General features: G+C 65.2%; 15 protein-coding genes and 1 pseudogene. 13 read left to right on the top strand and 3 right to left on the bottom strand.

The features are described 5' to 3' along the window. Positions 1 to 44 precede the first annotated feature (44 nt). The 3 genes from AC1D2O_RS01765 to AC1D2O_RS01755 are packed head-to-tail and all read left to right on the top strand — an operon-like array spanning position 45 to position 3983. Positions 45 to 1523 (top strand): amidase, encoded by a 1479-nt coding sequence (locus AC1D2O_RS01765; protein WP_478088394.1) that lies wholly within the window; start codon positions 45 to 47, stop codon positions 1521 to 1523. A gap of 47 nt (positions 1524 to 1570) precedes the next feature. Then, positions 1571 to 2539 (top strand): tripartite tricarboxylate transporter substrate-binding protein, encoded by a 969-nt coding sequence (locus AC1D2O_RS01760; RefSeq protein WP_478088388.1) that lies wholly within the window; start codon positions 1571 to 1573, stop codon positions 2537 to 2539. 4 nt (positions 2540 to 2543) lie between these two features. After that, positions 2544 to 3983: an MFS transporter gene (locus tag AC1D2O_RS01755; RefSeq protein WP_478088390.1), complete on the top strand. Its 1440-nt coding sequence runs from the start codon at positions 2544 to 2546 to the stop codon at positions 3981 to 3983. A gap of 24 nt (positions 3984 to 4007) precedes the next feature. Here the strand turns inward: AC1D2O_RS01755 and AC1D2O_RS01750 are convergent, their stop codons facing one another. Next, complete coding sequence (locus AC1D2O_RS01750; protein WP_478088392.1) at positions 4008 to 4895, bottom strand: LysR substrate-binding domain-containing protein; 888 nt, start codon at positions 4893 to 4895, stop codon at positions 4008 to 4010. 237 nt (positions 4896 to 5132) lie between these two features. On the opposite strand from AC1D2O_RS01750, the gene phnD reads away from it, so the two are divergent. Genes phnD through phnY form a run of 6 tightly spaced genes read left to right on the top strand, consistent with a single transcriptional unit; the run spans position 5133 to position 11460 of the window. Beyond that, the gene (phnD, locus tag AC1D2O_RS01745; RefSeq protein ID WP_478156048.1) at positions 5133 to 5999 is read left to right on the top strand and encodes a phosphonate ABC transporter substrate-binding protein; all 867 of its coding nucleotides are present in this window, start codon (positions 5133 to 5135) and stop codon (positions 5997 to 5999) included. Continuing rightward, complete coding sequence (phnC, locus tag AC1D2O_RS01740; protein ID WP_478091075.1) at positions 5996 to 6835, top strand: phosphonate ABC transporter ATP-binding protein; 840 nt, start codon at positions 5996 to 5998, stop codon at positions 6833 to 6835. The genes phnD and phnC overlap by 4 nt, the downstream gene beginning before the upstream one ends. Then, the gene (gene phnE, locus AC1D2O_RS01735) at positions 6832 to 7650 is read left to right on the top strand and encodes a phosphonate ABC transporter, permease protein PhnE (RefSeq protein WP_478091074.1); all 819 of its coding nucleotides are present in this window, start codon (positions 6832 to 6834) and stop codon (positions 7648 to 7650) included. The genes phnC and phnE overlap by 4 nt, the downstream gene beginning before the upstream one ends. After that, positions 7650 to 8894 (top strand): phosphonoacetate hydrolase, encoded by a 1245-nt coding sequence (gene phnA, locus AC1D2O_RS01730; RefSeq protein WP_478091073.1) that lies wholly within the window; start codon positions 7650 to 7652, stop codon positions 8892 to 8894. The genes phnE and phnA overlap by 1 nt, the downstream gene beginning before the upstream one ends. An 8-nt stretch (positions 8895 to 8902) precedes the next feature. Next, positions 8903 to 10009 (top strand): iron-containing alcohol dehydrogenase PsrA, encoded by a 1107-nt coding sequence (psrA, locus tag AC1D2O_RS01725; protein ID WP_478091071.1) that lies wholly within the window; start codon positions 8903 to 8905, stop codon positions 10007 to 10009. After that, positions 10006 to 11460 (top strand): phosphonoacetaldehyde dehydrogenase, encoded by a 1455-nt coding sequence (gene phnY, locus AC1D2O_RS01720; RefSeq protein WP_478091069.1) that lies wholly within the window; start codon positions 10006 to 10008, stop codon positions 11458 to 11460. The genes psrA and phnY overlap by 4 nt, the downstream gene beginning before the upstream one ends. A 14-nt stretch (positions 11461 to 11474) precedes the next feature. Here the strand turns inward: phnY and AC1D2O_RS01715 are convergent. Continuing rightward, positions 11475 to 12701, bottom strand: a pseudogene (locus AC1D2O_RS01715) (MFS transporter). Between the two features lie 281 nt (positions 12702 to 12982). After that, positions 12983 to 13747 (bottom strand): IclR family transcriptional regulator domain-containing protein, encoded by a 765-nt coding sequence (locus tag AC1D2O_RS01710; protein WP_478156047.1) that lies wholly within the window; start codon positions 13745 to 13747, stop codon positions 12983 to 12985. A gap of 174 nt (positions 13748 to 13921) precedes the next feature. Between AC1D2O_RS01710 and AC1D2O_RS01705 the strand changes: the two genes are divergently transcribed. From AC1D2O_RS01705 to AC1D2O_RS01690, 4 genes are read left to right on the top strand one after another with little or no spacing between them, the layout of a single operon-like run. After that, on the top strand, positions 13922 to 14350 hold the full coding sequence (locus tag AC1D2O_RS01705) for a MaoC family dehydratase (protein WP_478091067.1): 429 nt from the start codon (positions 13922 to 13924) through the stop codon (positions 14348 to 14350). Positions 14351 to 14359: 9 nt separating this feature from the next. Continuing rightward, positions 14360 to 14800, top strand: a complete 441-nt coding sequence (locus AC1D2O_RS01700; protein ID WP_478156046.1) for a MaoC family dehydratase — start codon at positions 14360 to 14362, stop codon at positions 14798 to 14800. A 45-nt stretch (positions 14801 to 14845) separates the two neighbouring features. After that, positions 14846 to 15841 carry a tripartite tricarboxylate transporter substrate binding protein gene (locus AC1D2O_RS01695; RefSeq protein ID WP_478156044.1) on the top strand — a complete coding sequence of 332 codons (996 nt, stop codon included), beginning with the start codon at positions 14846 to 14848 and terminating at the stop codon, positions 15839 to 15841. A gap of 9 nt (positions 15842 to 15850) precedes the next feature. Continuing rightward, positions 15851 to 17110, top strand: coding sequence for a CaiB/BaiF CoA transferase family protein (locus AC1D2O_RS01690; RefSeq protein ID WP_478086363.1), 1260 nt, complete (start codon positions 15851 to 15853; stop codon positions 17108 to 17110). Positions 17111 to 17115 lie beyond the last annotated feature (5 nt).

Here is a 17115-nt window from a genome sequence, read left to right as displayed (position 1 = left end):
ATACGCTGTGCATATGCCTTTTCAAGAAAACAGTATTGGACGCCATGTTGCGGCGCCTCAATCATCTGCGCATGAAAAATCTTCCAGTCCTTCCCCAGTCCGAGATCTGCGCGATGCCCGCAACGACGATGCGCAGGCTGGTCGCGCAGCGCGAGCTCTCGCCGGTGGAGATCGTGGAAGAGGTGCTGCGCCGCGCCGATGCGCTGCAGCCGCACCTGAACTGCTTCATCACGCTGTGCCATGAGCAGGCCCTGCAGCAGGCCAGGGAAGCCGAACAGGCGCTCATGCGCGGCGAGGCCGCGGGCCTGCTGCATGGCCTGCCCTTCACGGTGAAGGACATCGTCGACACCGCCAACGTGCGGACCACCTACGGCTCCCTGCTGCACCGCGACCACGTGCCCACGAAGGACGCGGTGGCCGTGGCGCGCATGCGCGCGGCCGGCGCCATCCTCATCGGCAAGACCACCTCGTCCGAATTCGGCGCCAAGTGCATGACCGATGCGCCGCTGTTCGGGAGCACCCGCAACGCGTGGAGCGCGTCGCGCACGAGCGGCGGCTCCAGCGGCGGCGCGGCATCGTCGATGGCGGCGGGCATTGCGCCGCTCGCGATTGCGACCGACGGCGGCGGCTCGACGCGCATTCCCGCCGCCTGCAACGGCGTGGTCGGCCTGAAGCAGAGCCTGGGCGTGGTGCCCCACAGCCAGGTGCAGGACGCGTTCGGCAACTACACCTACGTGACGCCCACCACGCGCAACGTGGCCGACACGGCACTGATGCTGCAGGCCATGACCGGCGCGCATGGGTCGGACCCCTGGTCGCTGGGTGTGCCGGCCCAGCGCTACTTCGACGACCTGCAAGCCGGCGGCGACCTCCGCGGCAAGCGCATCCTCTTCTGCGCCGCGCCGGCGGGGCGGCCGATCGCCGCGGACGTTGCATCCGCCTTCGAGGCCGCTCTCGCCACCCTGGCGTCGATGGGTGCCGAGCTGCAGCCGATGTCCGGCGAAGGCTTCGACGTCGAGCCCGTGTGGCGCGTGATCAACCACACCAGTTGGCGCGGCCGCTTCGCCCCCTTGGCGGCGGCGCACGGCGACCAGCTGAGCCCGTCGCTGCTGCAGCAGCTGGCACTGGCCGAGCATGTGGACGGCGTTGCGTTCCAGCAGGCCATGTTCGCGCGGACCGTCTTGTTTCGCGACATCCAGGCGCAGCTGGAGACGCACGACTTCATCTTCACGCCCACCCTGTCGCGCACGGCCCTGCCCATCGACCAGGACCTGTTCGGCAACATCGAGATCGACGGCAAGGAATATGCCGAGGTGCGTGCGAACTGGTTCCCCTGGACCATGCCGTTCAACCTCACCGGCCACCCCGCCATCAGCCTGCCCTGCGGCGCGGACCGCGACGGCTTGCCCATCGGCATGCAACTCGTCGGCCGCTTCCGCGAAGACGCGCAGCTGCTGCAGGCCGCCGCTTCATTCGAAGCCGCGCACCGGCCGGCGAACCCGTTGCCCGTCGTGGCCTTCTGAGTTCGTCGCTATTTCTCTTCCTATTTTTCAACTCGCAGGCAGCCACCATGACCTCGTTCCTGAAGACACTCGTGCTTGGCGCGTCGATCGCCCTGGCCGGCGCCGCCGCGCACGCCGACAACGCGCCCATCCGCCTCATCATCGGGTTTCCGCCGGGCGGCGCGCTCGACAACCTGGCGCGTTCGATGGCCGAAGAATTGCGCAGCTCGCTCAAGGAGCCCGTTCTGGTGGAGAACCGACCCGGTGCGTCCACGCGCATTGCCATCGAGGCCGTGAAAGCTGCGCGGCCCGACGGCCGCACCATCCTCATCGGCGCGACGCCGCCCTTCGTGCTGTTTCCGATGACCTATGCGCGGCTGAACTACGACGTCGACAAGGACTTCATTCCCGTTGCGCACCTGGCCAACGTGCCCAGTGTCGTCTCCGCCGGCGCGGACCAGCCGTACAAGACGATTCCCGAATACGTCGCGTGGATCAGGAAGAACCCCGCGCAAGGCAGCGTGGGCATGACCAACCTCGGCGGCGGCCTGCACTTCAGCGTGCTGCAACTGTCGAAGGCCATCGGCGTGCCGCTCACGGCGGTCACTTACCGAGGCGGCGCGCCGCTGGCGACGGACATCATCGGCGACCACGTGCCGATCGGCACCGACGCTCTGGCCAGTCAGCTGGAATTGCACCGCTCCGGCAAGCTGCGCATCCTGGGCGTCGCAGGGACGAAGCGGCTGAGTTGGCTGCCCGATGTTCCGACCCTCAAGGAGGCCGGCTACGACGCCTTCGACCGCGCCAATGCGTCCTATGCCGCCTTCGTGCCCGCGGGCACACCAAAGGACGTTGTCGCGAAGCTGGAGACAGCCTTCCTGGCCGCGATGCGCAGCGCGCAAGTGCACGGCCAGCTCGAGCGCGCGGGGCTCGAAGCGACCGGGCTGCCTGGTGCCGCAGTGGCGCGCATCATGAACGAAGACCGCGAGTATTGGCGCCCCATCGTCAAGGCTTCGGGCTTCAAGAGCGAAGATTGAAGCGGTGACGGAAGACGAAGACAAGGCCGGATGGGCGGTGCTCGTTGTCGCCAGCCTGGGTGCGGCGCTGTGCTTCCTGAACCTCAGCGCGCTCAACGTGGCGCTGCCCGCCGTTGCGCGCAGCCTGCAGGCTTCACCATCGCAGGCGAGCTGGATCCTGCTGTCCTACATGCTGGTCAGCACCGTCTGCATCCTGAGCTTCGGAAGGCTGGCCGATCTGTGGGGGCGGCGACAACTCTTCCTCGCGGGATTGGGCCTCTTCGTGATCGCATGTGCGGCCTGTGCGGTCGCGACAAGCGTCGGGGCGATGCTGGTTTTTCGCGTCTGCCAGGCCGTGGGTGCGGCCGGCGTCATGGCCAACACCAGCGCATTGGTCGGCGATGCGTTCGGCCGCCAAAGGGTGGGCCTCGCGCTCGGCGTGCTCGCCATGGTGGCCGCCCTGGCCCAGGTCGCGGGGCCGCTGGCCGGCGGCTTCGTCGTGTCGTGGTGGGGCTGGCGCGTGCTGTTCATGCTGAACGTCCCGATCGGGCTTTGTGTGCTGGCTGGGTCGTGGCAGGTGCTGCCGAAGCGCGCGGCGGCCAAGGCCGAACGCTTCGACCTGGCCGGCGCCGTGCTGTCGCTGGCCGGGATCGGAGGCGTGACCTATGCGCTCACGATGGCGGGGACGCGCGGCTGGACCAGCACGCCCGTGTGGGCCTTCATGCTCGCTGGTGTTTGCGCCATCCTGGTGTTCGTCGGCGTGCAACAGCGCGTGGCGAGCCCGTTGGTCGACCCTGCGCTGTTCAGGGATCCGAGGCGTCGCATCGCCTACGCAGGCATCCTGCTGCTGTCGATGTCGCAGGCCGCACCGCTGCTGCTCGTGGCCCTGTATCTCCAGGCCTGCGCGCGCCTGGCACCCTCGGAGGCGGGCCTGCGCATCGCGCCGGTCGCGCTCGGGATGTTGATGGCCGCTCCGACGGCCGGCAGCCTGATGCGGCGCTTCACGCCCGACGCCATCTGTGTGGGAGGCATGCTGCTCGCCGGAGGCGCGCTGGCGCTGTTGGCGGCCGTGCTGCAACCGGCCATCGGGGCCGGGCAACTGGCCGTCTGCCTGTGGCTGCTGGGCCTGGGCATCGGGAGCTTCGTGACTCCGAACAACGCGTCGATTCTCCAGAGCGTGGTGCCGCAGCGCCGGGGGATTGCGAACGGCGTCCGCTCGACGCTGCAGAACACCGGGATCATGGCGGGAACGGCGCTCACCTTGAGCGTGGCGATGGCCAATCTGCCCTACAGTGCGCAGCGCATGATTCTTGGAAATGGCGGTTCGGGCCTCTCGGGCTTCGATGTCGCCGCATTCACTCAGGGTGCAAGAGCTGCTTTCGCAATGCTCGCATCCCTGTGCTTTGTGGGTGCAGCCCTGATTGCGAAGAACTGCCGCACGCCCCAGGTGCGGCAACCCGTCTGAAGCGGGCCCGGGGGGCGTGCACGGTCAAGAAGGGGTCGCTCGACTCGGTTTCGCAGCTGGCTTGATCGTGTCGAAGAACGCACTCACCATGCGCGCCCCGCGGCGCTCCCTGAGGCACAGCAGGTGCGCGTACGTGAAGATCTTCGCGTCGCTGATCTCGACCAGATGCAATCCCGGTCCGGGCACGTATTCGACGGTAGACACCGCGGCGACGCCGACGCCCTGCAGGACGGCTTCGCGAATGACTTCGCGGCTCGCAATCTCCATGACGACGTTCGGCTGCACGTCGGCCGACTGCAGTGCCAGTTCCAGCGCCTTGCGCGTCGTCGAGCCTTGCTCGCGCACGACCATCCGTTCGCCTTGCAGCTCGCGCAGCTTGATGGTGCGGCGGCCTGCAAAACGATGGTCGCTTGACGTGAAGATCGCCACCGGCTGCTTGCTGAAGGGGACCGACAGGAAGCGGTCGTCCTGGACCAACTGCGCCAGCACGCCGACATCGGCGCGGTAGTCAAGCAAGCGATCGAGCACGTCACGCGAGTTGCCGGTGCTCACGCTGACCTTGATGTCGGGGTAGCGAAGGTTGAAGTTCGCCAGCATTTTCGTCACGTGGTAGGGGCCGACGGCCGCCACGTGCAGCTCGCCCGATCGCAGTTCACCGGAGTCCTTCAGCAAGCTCACCGCATCGGCCTCGAGCGTGAAGATCTGCTGCGCCAACTGCATCAGCTTCCCGCCGAACTCGGTGAGCTGCACACGCTTTCCGCTGCGGTGGAACAGTTCGACGCGGTAGCTTTCTTCGAGGAAGCGCACCTGTGTCGTGATGGTCGGTTGGCTCACGTGCAGGTGCGCGGCCGCCTTGGTGAAGCTCCCGGCATTCGCCACCGCATAGAACGAGCGCAGCTGTGTCAGACGCATTTCGATTGGCTCCGGATGTATTCATAAATTCTATAGAAGACGACAAATCTTTGAATTTGTCCAGGACGCGCGCCGGTGTTGTACTGGCCCCCGAGCGCTACAGCCGTCACGAGAACGGCGGGCGGCATCGGTCCTTTTTCGTCATCGCGTTTCATGCAGCCGGGTGACGATGGAGCGGGTGCCTTGGCCTGCAACGAAAGGACGTTCATGCATCCACAACTCATCGGAGACAAGACCATGATGAATCGCAGAAAGTTGGTGTTCGGCGCCGCCGCAGTCGTCGCCGGCGGGCTGGCCCTGCCAGCACGTTCGCAGCAGGTTCTGACCGTCGGGCTGATCCCCTCGGAAGACTCGCGGGCCATGATCGCCAACAGCCAGAAGATGATGGACATGCTGTCCAACGCGCTCGGCATGCCGGTGAAGCCGTTCGTGGCGGCCGACTACAACGGCGTCATCGAGGCGCTGCGGTCCAAGCGGCTGGACGTGGCCTACCTCGGGCCGTTCTCGTATGTGCTGGGCGCAAGCATCGCGAACATCGAGGCATTCGCCGTGGCCGAGACCAAGAAGGCGGGCCGCACGTCCTACCACAGCCAGATCATGACGCACAAGGACAGCGGCATCAAAACGGTCGCCGACCTGAAGGGCAAGACCTTCGCGTTCGTCGACCCCACGTCCACCTCCGGCCATCTGTTTCCGAAGGCAGGGCTGATCAAGGCGGGCTTCAATCCCGACAAGGACTTCGGCCGCGTGATCTTCTCGGGCTCGCACGACTCGAGCGCGATCGCCGTGCAGAACAGGAAGGTCGATGCCGCCGCCATCGCGGACCGCATCCTCGACGCGGCCATCGCCAAGGGGCTGGCCAAGCGCGAAGATCTGGTCGAGGTCTGGCGGTCGGACCCGATCCCCGAGTCGCCCACGGTCTGGCGGCGCGACCTGCCTGCGGACCTCAAGAAGCGCGTGCAGGCGGCGTTCCTCGAGGTCAAGGACATCCCGTGGTCGGACCAGGGCATGTTGAACGGCTTCCACCCGACCAACGACGCGGCCTACAACATCATCCGTGAGACCGCGAAGATCCTGAACCTCGATCTGAAGGAAATGAAATGATCGAGATCCGGAACCTCACGAAGCGCTATGGCGACTTCGTTGCGCTCAACGACGTGAGCATGACGGCGAAGAAGGGAGAGTTCGTCGTGATCCTCGGCGCCTCTGGCGCCGGCAAGTCGACACTCTTGCGCTGCATCAATCACCTGGCCGACCCGACGTCCGGCCAGATCCGCGTCAACGGCGAGCTGTCGCGCGGCGACCGTTCGGGTTTGCGCAAGGTCCGGCGCGACGTGGCGATGATCTTCCAGCACTACAACGTGGTGCCGCGCCTGTCGGTGCTGAAGAACGTGCTGACGGGCCGGCTCGGCTCGATGCCCGCGGTGCTGTCGTGGTTCCAGTGGTTCCCGAAGGACGACATCGACGTGGCGCGCGAATGCCTGCGCCGGGTCGAGATGGGGCACAAGGCCGACGTGCGCACCGACACGCTGTCGGGCGGGCAGAAGCAGCGCGTCGGCATCGCCCGCGCGCTGGCCCAGCGCCCGAAGGTGATCCTCGCCGACGAGCCGGTGGCGAGCCTGGACCCGAAGACCTCGCGCAAGGTGCTGCGCTACCTGCAGCAAGCCAGCGTCGAGTCGGGCATCACCGTGATCTGCAACCTGCACCAGGTCGACTACGCACGCGAGTTCGGCCAGCGCGTGATCGGCGTGGCCGCCGGCCGCATCGTCTTCGAAGGCGGCCCGGACGAGCTCACCGAAGAGGTGCTGCAACGCATCTACCCCGGCGGCATGGAAGACACCGCGCCCGCCAAGGCAGGCGAGGGCGGCGAACTGACTTCTTCCGCGCCCGCCGCACCGCTGTCCCCCGTGGCCCATCACCTCGTCCTGGAGCAATCATGATCAGCATCGGCCGCTACAACCTCCTCGTTGCCAAGAGCAGCGGCAACGAAGGCTGGTGGAAATATGCCGGCGCCGCCGTCATCGGTTGCATCGTGCTCTGGTGGGCCGCCATCGGTAGCCAGGTGAGCTTCGGCGAGCTGGCCAAAGGCATGCCGTGGATCGCCGACTTCCTGGGGCGTATGGTGCCGCCCAACTGGGAGTTCATGCAGAAGCTCGTGAAGCCGGCGATCGAGACCGTGCAGATCGCCATCTGGGGCACCTTGCTCGCCATCGTGCTCGCGGTGCCGGTGTGCTTCCTGGCGGCGCGAAACATCTCGCCGAACCTCGCGGTCTTCCACTTGATGCGGCAGGTGCTCAATATTGCCCGCGGCATCAACGAGATCATCCTCGCGCTGATCTTCGTGGCAGCGGTGGGCCTCGGCCCGTTCCCCGGCGTGCTGGCGCTGGCACTGCATGGTGCGGGCATGCTCGGCAAGTTCTTCGCCGAGTCGATCGAGGACATCGACCAGGGCCCGATCGAGGCGCTGCGCGCCACCGGTGCCGGGCCCATCCAGATCATCATCTTCGGGGTGCTTCCCCAGGTGGTCACGTCATGGATCGCCGTGGTGCTCTACCGCTTCGAGACCAACCTGCGCCAGGCGACGGTGCTCGGCATGGTGGGCGCGGGCGGCATCGGCTTCGAACTGGTCGGCAGCATGAAGCTCTTCCAGTACCAGGACACCGCGACCTGCATCCTGGTGATCGTGGCCATGGTGATGGCTGCCGACTACATCTCCAGCAAGCTGCGCGCATGGATTCAACAAGGGGCACGCTAATGAAATCGGACAACTTCGGCCTCTCGGTCAATGGCCGGGACTACGGCATGCCGGCGCAGCCGGTGGTCGTGGTGTGCGTCGACGGCTGTGAGCCGGACTACATCACCCAGGCCATCCAGGCCGGCGTCGCGCCTTTCATGGCCAGGCTGCTGGACAAGGGCACCTCGCTGCTCGGCGATTGCGTGGTGCCCAGCTTCACCAACCCGAACAATCTCTCGATCGTGACGGGTGCGCCGCCTTCGGTGCACGGCATCTGCGGCAACTTCTTCCTGGACATCGCGCTCGGCAAGGAAGTGATGATGAACGACCCTGCCTACCTGCGGGCCGGAACCATCCTCGCGGCCTTTTCCGAGGCGGGTGCGAGTGTCGCCGTGGTCACGGCGAAGGACAAGCTGCGCACGCTGCTCGGCCACGGCATGCACGGTATCTGCTTCTCGGCCGAGAAGGCGGACCAGGCCACGCTCGAGAACGGCGGCATCGACCATGTGGTGGAACTGGTCGGGCGGCCCGTGCCGTCGGTCTACAGCGCAGACCTGAGCGAGTTCGTCTTTGCCGCCGGCGTGCGGTTGATGGAAACGCGCCGGCCCGACCTGATGTACCTGTCCACCACCGACTACGTGCAGCACAAGTGCGCGCCGGGCACCGAAGGCGCCAATGCGTTCTACGCAATGATGGACGGCTACCTCGCGCAGCTCGACGCACTGGGCGCCGTGATCGCGATCACCGCCGATCACGGCATGAGTCCGAAGACCGACGCCGCCGGCCAGCCGCGCATCGTCTTCCTGCAGGAAGTGCTCGACGGCCTCGAAGGCGGCAAGGCCAACCGCGTGATCCTGCCGATCACCGACCCCTATGTCGTCCACCACGGCGCACTGGGCTCCTTTGCCACCGTGTACCTGGCGCCGGGCCTGGATGCCGGCGCAATGGCCGCTGCCCTTCGCGAAGTCGTCGGCATCGAACTGGTGCTCTTGCGCAAAGAAGCCGCCGAACGCTTCGAACTGCCGTCCGACCGCATCGGTGACCTCGTGGTGGTGTCGGACCACCTCACCGTGCTCGGCACGCGCGCCGCCGAGCACGACCTGAGTGGCCTGACGGTGCCCCTGCGATCGCATGGCGGCATCTCGGAGCAGAAAGTGCCGCTGCTGTTCAACCGCAAGCTGCAGGGCGTCGATGCCACCCGGCGCCTGCGCAACTTCGATGTGTTCGACCTTGCGCTGAATCACGCGGTGCGCGTCCCCGCCTAGGAAACTTCATGAATGTCCACTACTTCAACCCCGTGCACAGCGTGTACGGGGCAGGGGCCCTGTCGTCCCTGCCGGATCTGCTGCGCGGCCGCCGCGCTGCCGTGGTCACCTTTCCGGAGGCGCGCGCACTCGGCCTCGTGGCCCGGTTCGAGGCCATCCTTGGCGACCAGCTGGCGTGTGTGATCGACCGCATCCATCCCAACCCCGACGTGCAGGAACTGTCGAAGACCTACGAGGACTTCTGGCAGGCGCACGCGGACGTCGAGGTCATTGTCGCGGTGGGCGGTGGCAGCGCGATCGACACGGCCAAGGCCCTGATGGTGGCCGACGAGAGCGGGAGTTTCGCCGCGCTGGTGGCCGGGCTTGCCGGCGAAAGCGCGTTCACGCCAAACCGCTTCAAGCGGCTCATCGCAGTGCCCACCACAGCCGGTACCGGCAGCGAGGTCACGCCCTGGGCCACCATCTGGGATCGAGAGCGACAGAGGAAGCACTCGCTGCACCTGCCGCAGACCTGGCCGGAGTACGCGCTGATCGATCCCGAGCTGATGCTCTCGCTGCCGGCCTCCGTCACCCTGCAGAGCGGCCTCGACGCGTTGTCTCATGCGCTCGAGTCGATCTGGAACGTCAACTCGAATCCGCTTTCGGACACGATGGCCTGCGCGGCCGTGCACGAGATCTTCTCGGTTCTGCCGGGCCTGATGCGCCAACCCCAAGACCTGGCGCTGCGCGGCCGCATGGCTTTGGCCGCGCTGCAGGCCGGCATGGCGTTCTCCAACACCAAGACGGCGCTGGCGCATTCCATCTCGTACGAGATGACGCTGCGCCACGGCGTGCCGCACGGCATCGCCTGCTCGTTCTCGCTGCCGATGGTGCTGCGCAGCGCCATTGGCCAACGCGCCGACCGCGACGCCGCGCTGCAACGTGCGCTCGGTGCGCCGCTGGCCGGGGCGCCGGAGCGTCTGCAGGCCTTCATCGAAGGGCTCGGCGTCAAGACGCGTTTCGGCGACTACGGCGTCTCGGACGAGGAAGCACAGGAAATGGTTCTGCATGCGCAAGGCGGGGCACGCGGCAAGAACTTCATCGGCAGCAACGCCCCCATGGAGACACTGACATGAATGCACGACTGCCCCTTCGGGACAGCGAGGACTTTCGCGCCGAGGCGCTGCGCATCGGCGGCGAGCGCCTCACGCGCGGCCGCACGCTGGACGTCATCAACCCGTACACGCGGGAGCGGGTCGGCACGGCGCCGCTCGCGAGCCTGGAAGACGTGCGCCAGGCCTACCGGGTTGCACATGCCTTCCGCCCCGAGCTCTCGCGCTACGAGCGCTCGAGCATCCTGCAACGCGCGTCGGCGCTGCTGCGCGAGCGCGCACAGGAAGGCTCGCGCTTGATCACGCTGGAATCGGGCCTGTGCCTGAAGGATTCGATGTACGAAATCGGCCGCGTGGCCGACGTGCTGGTGTTCGGCGCCAACGAGGCGCTGCGCGACGACGGGCAGGTCTTCTCGTGCGACCTCACGCCGCACGGGAAGCGGCGCAAGGTCATCACCATGCGCGAGCCGCTGCAGGGCGTCATCACGGCGATCACGCCCTTCAACCACCCGATGAACCAGGTCGCGCACAAGGTGGTGCCCAGCATCGCGACCAACAACCGGATGGTGCTCAAGCCGTCCGAGAAGGTGCCCCTGTCGGCGTTCTTCCTGGCCGATGTGTTGTACGAGGCGGGCCTGCCCCCCGAGATGTTCCAGGTCATCACCGGCGACCCGCGCGAGATCGCCGACGAGATGCTCACCAACGAGCACGTCGACCTGATCACCTTCACCGGCGGCGTGCCGATCGGCAAGTACATCGCGAACAAGGCCGGCTATCGCCGCATCGTGCTGGAACTCGGCGGCAACGACCCGCTGATCGTGATGGAGGACGCCGACCTCGACAGGGCATCCGACCTCGCGGTGCAGGGCTCGTACAAGAACTCGGGGCAGCGCTGCACCGCGGTCAAACGCATGCTGGTGCAGGCGTCGGTCGCGAAACAGTTCACCGAACTCGTCGTCGAGAAGACGCTTCGCTGGAAGCACGGCGACCCGTCGGATCCGTCCATGGACATGGGCACAGTGATCGACGAACAGGCGGCCTGCCACTTCGAGGCGCTGGTCGACGAGGCCGTGTCGCACGGCGCGCGCGTGCTCGCGGGTCACCGGCGCGACGGGGCGCTGTTCGCGCCGACCGTCCTCGACAACGTGCGGCCCGACATGACCGTGGTGCGAGAGGAGACCTTCGGCCCGGTGTCGCCGATCCTGACCTTTCGCGACATCGACGAAGCCATCGCGATCTCGAACGGCACGGCCTACGGCCTGTCGTCGGGCATCTGCACCGACCGCATGGACCATGCGACACGCTTCGCGCAAGAGCTCAACGTGGGCACGGTGAACATGTGGGAGGTGCCGGGCTACCGGATCGAGCTGACGCCCTTCGGTGGCATCAAGGATTCGGGCCTGGGCTACAAGGAAGGCGTGCAGGAGGCGATGAAGTCGTTCTGCAACGGCAAGACGTTCACGATGCCCTGGTGAACCCGCGCGGGCGGTCAGCGCCGAATGAATGTCGCGATGCAGGCGCTGATCAGACAACTCGCGGCGACGATCGGAAAGACCATCGAGGTGTTGCCCGAGTGGTCCAGCATTCTGCCGATCAACGGCTCGCCCAGCCCCGCGAGCAGGTAGGAAAAGAAGTTCATGACGCCCGTGGCTGTTCCCGCGCGTTTCGCTCCGACGAGGTCCGGGCACAGGGCCCAGAATGACGAGGCTGGGCCATAGACGAAGAAGCCTGCAAGGAACAGCAGAAAGAGGCCGCCGAGGCTGGTAGGCAGCAGGTACATGCTGATCGAGGCCAGGGCACCAAGCAACATGTACAGCACGATGGCCTTGTAGCGCTTCGATCCGAAGACCTTGTCGGAGATCCAGCCGTTCGTCAGGGCGCCGAAGGCCATGCCGACCGGCAGCGCGACGGAAATCCACGCTGGGTCGACCATGCCGTCGGCAGCCTTGGCCCAGTCCTTGCCGAGAAAGTGCACCGGCACCCAGACGATCAATCCGTAGCGCGCGGCATTCTGGAATCCGATCGCGAGGGATGCGATGAGCAACTTCGGGTTGCCGAGGACGGCCTTTTAGCGGGACCACGAACTCTCGCCGGGCTCGTTGTCGAGGCGGGCAGTCTTCGCAGCCCCTGCATTGGCGATGCCGGTGTCGGGCGACTCGAAGCCCAGATCCTCGGGACGCTCGCGTGCGATCAGATAGAACGCAATCCCGCCCACGAGCATCAGCAGCACCGGGAGCCGGAAGATCCACCGCCAGTCCAGGTGCAGTACGTTCACGACCAGGATGGATGTGATGAAGGACAGGACCGACGCACATCCGGCGGCGAAGACGTAGAGACCGTAGACCTTGCCGCGCTCAGCGGTCCCCCACCAGTTCGACAGAAGTCGGCTCCCGGGAGCCCAGCCGAGCGCCTGGAAGTACCCGTTGACGCCCCACGGGATTGCCAGGGTCTTGATGCCGACGGCGAAGCTGACCACCCAATTGGCCGCACACGAAAGGACTGCACCGGCCGTCATCACGCGGCGCCCACCGAACTTGTCGCCCAGGTTCCCGTTGATGGCCTGACCGATCGCATAGCACCACAGAAGGCAGGCCGATGCCCAGCCAAGGCTCTCCTTTGACAGCCCGAGTTCGCGCTGGATCCCCGGGATGGCGAAGCCGAGGGTTTGTCGGCCGGTGTAAAAGAAGAAATAGCAGAACATGGCGGCCAGCAGCATTCGCCACTGAGCGCGTCTGAAGGAGTGTTCGGGAGGCGGCACGCATGCACCTGCTTGCAAGGACTGGGTTGCCAAATTGCATGATTCTCTCCTGCTCGAAGTTGCAGTCGGCCAGCGAATCGGGCCACTCGGCCTCTACGTGTCAGTTCCGAGCCAAAGGGAGCCCTTGTTTGGCACCCGGTGGTTCAGTTCGAGGGGTTCACTCCAAAGGTGGATCAAAGTTCAACCGGCGCCGACAGGTCCGAAGTCGCGCCGCGCGTTCGTTATCCCGTCACGGGAACTCAGGGCATGACTGCTCGCAAGCGGGAGGCGGCCAGGCGCAGCTCCGGCAGGAACTGCTCAGCGGCCGTCTCGCTCGTGAATTGACCCGTCGGGAGGCTCACATTGATGGCGGCGATGGTTTCGCCTTCCTTGTTCCGAACGGGGATGGCGAGGCCGCAAATGGACTCGTCCAACTCGCCATCGACCCACGCATAGCCTTGGGTGCGCGCCTTCAGAATTTCCTGCTTCAACCGCTTCCGATCGACGATGGTCGCGCTGGTGCGCGGCTTGAGCGTTGCGCTCTGCAGATAGGCATCGATCTCCTCGTCCGACAAGCCGGACAGCAACACCCGTCCCATGGAGACTGCGTGCGCCGGAAGGCGGCTACCGAGCGAAGGACTCATCGGCAGGATTCGCTTGGCATGCTGGCGCAGCACATACACGATGTCCTCGCCGTCAAGCACGGAGAGCGCGCACGACTGCCGGGCACGCGTCGAGAGTTCTTCCAGTGCCGGCTGCGCTTCCCGCCAATAAGGCAGAGAAGACAAATAGGAGAGCCCGAGTCTCAGAACCCGCGGCGTTAGCCAGTACTGCTTCTCGTCGGTACGTACAAAGGTCAAGTCGACCAACGTCATCAGGAAGCGACGAACCGCCGTGCGCGGCAAGTCGACGGCCTCTGCCACCTCCGCAAGCGTCTTGCGACCCGATCCCTCGCCAAGCGCCTCGATGACTTGCAGGCCGCGCGCGAAGGCCCGCACGAACGATTCACTCTCCGGTGTTGCCATGTGAGCACTCCTGGGCGCCTTGACAGCGTCAGGCACCCTTGTTGATAATAGCCGGCAGGCGGATGTTTATATCCGCTAAGCGGTCATTGTACACGATGGCCAATGGTTCGGCAACAAGACTTGAATTTCATGACACAGCACACATTCGAGACAGACTTCTGGAAGGAAGCTCAATTGCGCAAGACCTGGGACGACATCGTCCCAGGTGAACCGCGCAAGACCATCCCCTACACCCTCACCCTGGAGGCCATTCACAAGTATTGCCGAGTCGTTGGCGATACCCACCCGCTGTACTTCGACGAGGAATTCGCTCGCAAGAGCGTGTACGGCGGTTTGATCGCTCCCCCGACGATCCACATTCTGCTCATGTTCGCGTGCACGCCGAACGATGACTGGATGCGCACGCCAGGCACCGTGAACGCGGGCCAGTCGTGGAGCTACAACATTCCCGCCCGCCCTGGCGACACCATTCGCTTGAATGCCCGCGCGCTCGACAAGTTCGTGAAGAAGGACCGTCTCTTCGTCGTCCACGACAACGTCTTCTTCAACCAGGACGACCAAGTGATCTGCTCCGGCCGCGGCTGGACGATCCGCCCGATGTAAGGAATCGACATGACACAAAGCTTTGAAACCCTCGCGAACGGCCAAAAGATCGAGGGCACGCCGTTCTCGCCCACGCGGGAGTCGATCCGCGCCTTCTGCGAAGCGTCGCTGGACTTCAACCCTCTGCATCTGGACGACAACTACATGAAGGGCAGCTTCGGCAAGACGCAGTACGGCGGAATCATCATGCACGGCATGAACAACTTCGGCGTGATCACGAAGATGCTGACCGACTGGTTGTATCCCATCGGCGGTGTTCAGCGTCGCCTGGAGACGCGATGGAAAGCGCCGGTCAAGCCCGGCGACACCATCACGCCGCACGCCACGGTCCAGGAAGTGCGCAAGACCGACAAGAGCCGTTGGGCGACGCTGGAGGTGCAGGTGCGCAACCAACGCGGCGAGACCGTCGCGGTCGGCGAAGCGATGGTGGAGTTCCCGAGCGCGGCCTGAAGCTGGTCGCGACGGATCGTTTCAAGAACCAATCGAGGAGACATCGTGAGTATCAACGCCCTCAAGGCGTTGGTGCGCCCGACGTGCGCGCTGGCCATGGCCTGCGCGACCGTTGCTGCACCAACCGCCGCGCATGCACAGAATAATTTCCCGACGCAGCCGGTGAAGCTCGTCGTACCCTTCCCGCCAGGCGGGACGACCGATATCTTCGCGCGCCTTCTTGCGACCGAACTGTCGCAAAAGTGGGGGCAGCCCGTGCTGGTCGACAACCGGGCCGGTGCCAGCGGAACCATTTTTTCCGAACAGCTGACGCGTCAGTCTCCCGATGGCTACACGCTCATGCTGACGGCGACCCATCACGTGATCAATCCGGGGCTCTACAAGAATCTCAAGTACGACACGCGCACCGCCTTCACTCCACTCGTCCAGATTGCCGCGGTGCCGAACGTGCTCGTCGTGACGCCGAACTTCGGCCCCAAGAATGTGCGCGAGCTCATCAACTACGCGAAGCTGAGCCCGGGCAAGGTCAGCTTCGGATCTTCCGGTACTGGCGGTGCCAATCACCTCGCGGGCGAGCTGTTCAAGACGACGGCCGGCGTGGACATGGTTCACATCCCGTACAAGGGCGCCGCGCCAGCCTTGAACGACCTGTTGGGCGGGCAGATTCCCGTGATGTTCGATTCCGTGCCGGGCGTGCTTCAGCACATCAACGCGGGAAAGATACGGGCGCTTGCCGTCACGTCGCTCAAGCGATCAACCGCGTTGCCCAACGTCCCCACGATCGATGAAGCCGGGCTCAAGGGGTTTGATGCCACTRCCTGGTTTGGCTTGTACGGACCCGCTGGAATGAAGCCGGAGGTCGTCACCAAGATATCGGCCGATGTGCTCAAGGCGCTGCAGTCGGAGCACATCCGCACGCAGTTCGCTCAACAAGGCGCGGAACCGGGAACGATGACGCAGCCACAGTTCGCCGCATTCGTGGATGCCGAGATCACCAAATGGTCGAAGGTGATCGCCGACGCCAATATCAAGATTGACTAGGAGCAAACGTTGACTACCGACGGCTTGAATTCTCGACCTTCGGGTCCCGGTGCGCTCTCGCACTTGCGCGTGCTCGATCTTTCGCGGGTGCTGGCAGGACCATGGTGTACACAGAATCTCGCGGACATGGGCGCTGAGGTGATCAAGGTGGAGCGCCCCCGCGTTGGCGACGATACGCGTGGATGGGGCCCTCCCTGGATTCAGGGTGAGGATCGGTCAGGAGGCGCGCCCGACTCGACGTACTATGCGGCCGCCAATCGCGGGAAGCGATCCGTCACGATCGACCTGTCTCGCCCCGAAGGGCAGGCGCTGGTGCGGCAACTGGCGCAGATCAGCGATGTCGTGATCGAAAACTACAAGGTCGGCGACCTTCGACGCTATGGGCTGGACTACGAGAGCCTCTGCGCGTTGAATCCCCGGTTGGTGTACTGCTCGATCACCGGCTATGGTCAGGACGGGCCGAGTGCGCACAAGCCCGGCTACGACTTCGTGTTCCAGGCCGTTGGCGGATTGATGAGCATCACCGGTGAAGCAGACACACTGCCTGGTGGCGGCCCGCAGAAGGCCGGAATTGCGATCGCCGACGTCATGACGGGGATGTACTCGACGATCGCCATACTGTCCGCACTCCAGCACCGGACGGTCTCCGGGTGTGGCCAATACATCGACATGGCATTGCTCGATTGCATCGTCGCCCTGGGCGGCAATCAGGTCACGGGCTTCTTCGCCAACGAGAAGGTGCCGCATCGGTACGGAAACGCCCATGCGAGTCTGGTGCCATACCAGGTTTTCGCGGTGCAGGATGGCCAGGTCGTGGTCGCCGTCGGCAATGACAGGCAATGGCAACAGTACTGCGCCGCGATAGAGCGGACCGATCTCGCCGAGGACCCGCGCTGGCTGAAGGCAACCGGCCGGGTCGTGGGACGCGAGACGCTGATCCCGGAACTGGAGCGCACGATGCTCACCCGTCCCGCGGAGGAGTGGATCGATCGCATGGAATCACGCGGGGTGCCCTGCGGACGGATCAACAATTACAAGCAGGTGTTCGAAGAGGAGCAGGTGCGCCATCGCAAGCTGCGCGTCGACATGGAGGGCCCCGGCGGAGGCACGGTCTCCACGATCGCAAGCCCTCTGCGGTTGAAAGGAACGCCACCTGTCTACGACCGTCCGCCCCCAAGGCTCGGTGATTCAACCGACGATGTGCTGCGCGGCCTTCTCGGATGCAGTGAGGAAACCCTTGCGTCGTACCGGCAGCAAGGCCTGATCTGAAGGCA

The organism is Variovorax sp. P1_G12 (assembly GCF_056405555.1).
Note: the sequence above shows the minus strand (reverse complement) of the source record. Positions and strands in the feature narration are given on the sequence as shown.

Excerpts from the sequence above, each read along its gene's own strand:
- AC1D2O_RS01765 (WP_478088394.1), top strand. The coding sequence starts at position 45 with ATGTTGCGGCGCCTCAATCATCTGCGCATGAAAAATCTTCCAGTCCTT.
- AC1D2O_RS01760 (WP_478088388.1), top strand. The coding sequence starts at position 1,571 with ATGACCTCGTTCCTGAAGACACTCGTGCTTGGCGCGTCGATCGCCCTG.
- AC1D2O_RS01750 (WP_478088392.1), bottom strand. The coding sequence starts at position 4,895 with ATGCGTCTGACACAGCTGCGCTCGTTCTATGCGGTGGCGAATGCCGGG.
- phnD (WP_478156048.1), top strand. The coding sequence starts at position 5,133 with ATGATGAATCGCAGAAAGTTGGTGTTCGGCGCCGCCGCAGTCGTCGCC.
- phnC (WP_478091075.1), top strand. The coding sequence starts at position 5,996 with ATGATCGAGATCCGGAACCTCACGAAGCGCTATGGCGACTTCGTTGCG.
- phnE (WP_478091074.1), top strand. The coding sequence starts at position 6,832 with ATGATCAGCATCGGCCGCTACAACCTCCTCGTTGCCAAGAGCAGCGGC.
- phnA (WP_478091073.1), top strand. The coding sequence starts at position 7,650 with ATGAAATCGGACAACTTCGGCCTCTCGGTCAATGGCCGGGACTACGGC.
- psrA (WP_478091071.1), top strand. The coding sequence starts at position 8,903 with ATGAATGTCCACTACTTCAACCCCGTGCACAGCGTGTACGGGGCAGGG.
- phnY (WP_478091069.1), top strand. The coding sequence starts at position 10,006 with ATGAATGCACGACTGCCCCTTCGGGACAGCGAGGACTTTCGCGCCGAG.
- AC1D2O_RS01710 (WP_478156047.1), bottom strand. The coding sequence starts at position 13,747 with ATGGCAACACCGGAGAGTGAATCGTTCGTGCGGGCCTTCGCGCGCGGC.
- AC1D2O_RS01700 (WP_478156046.1), top strand. The coding sequence starts at position 14,360 with ATGACACAAAGCTTTGAAACCCTCGCGAACGGCCAAAAGATCGAGGGC.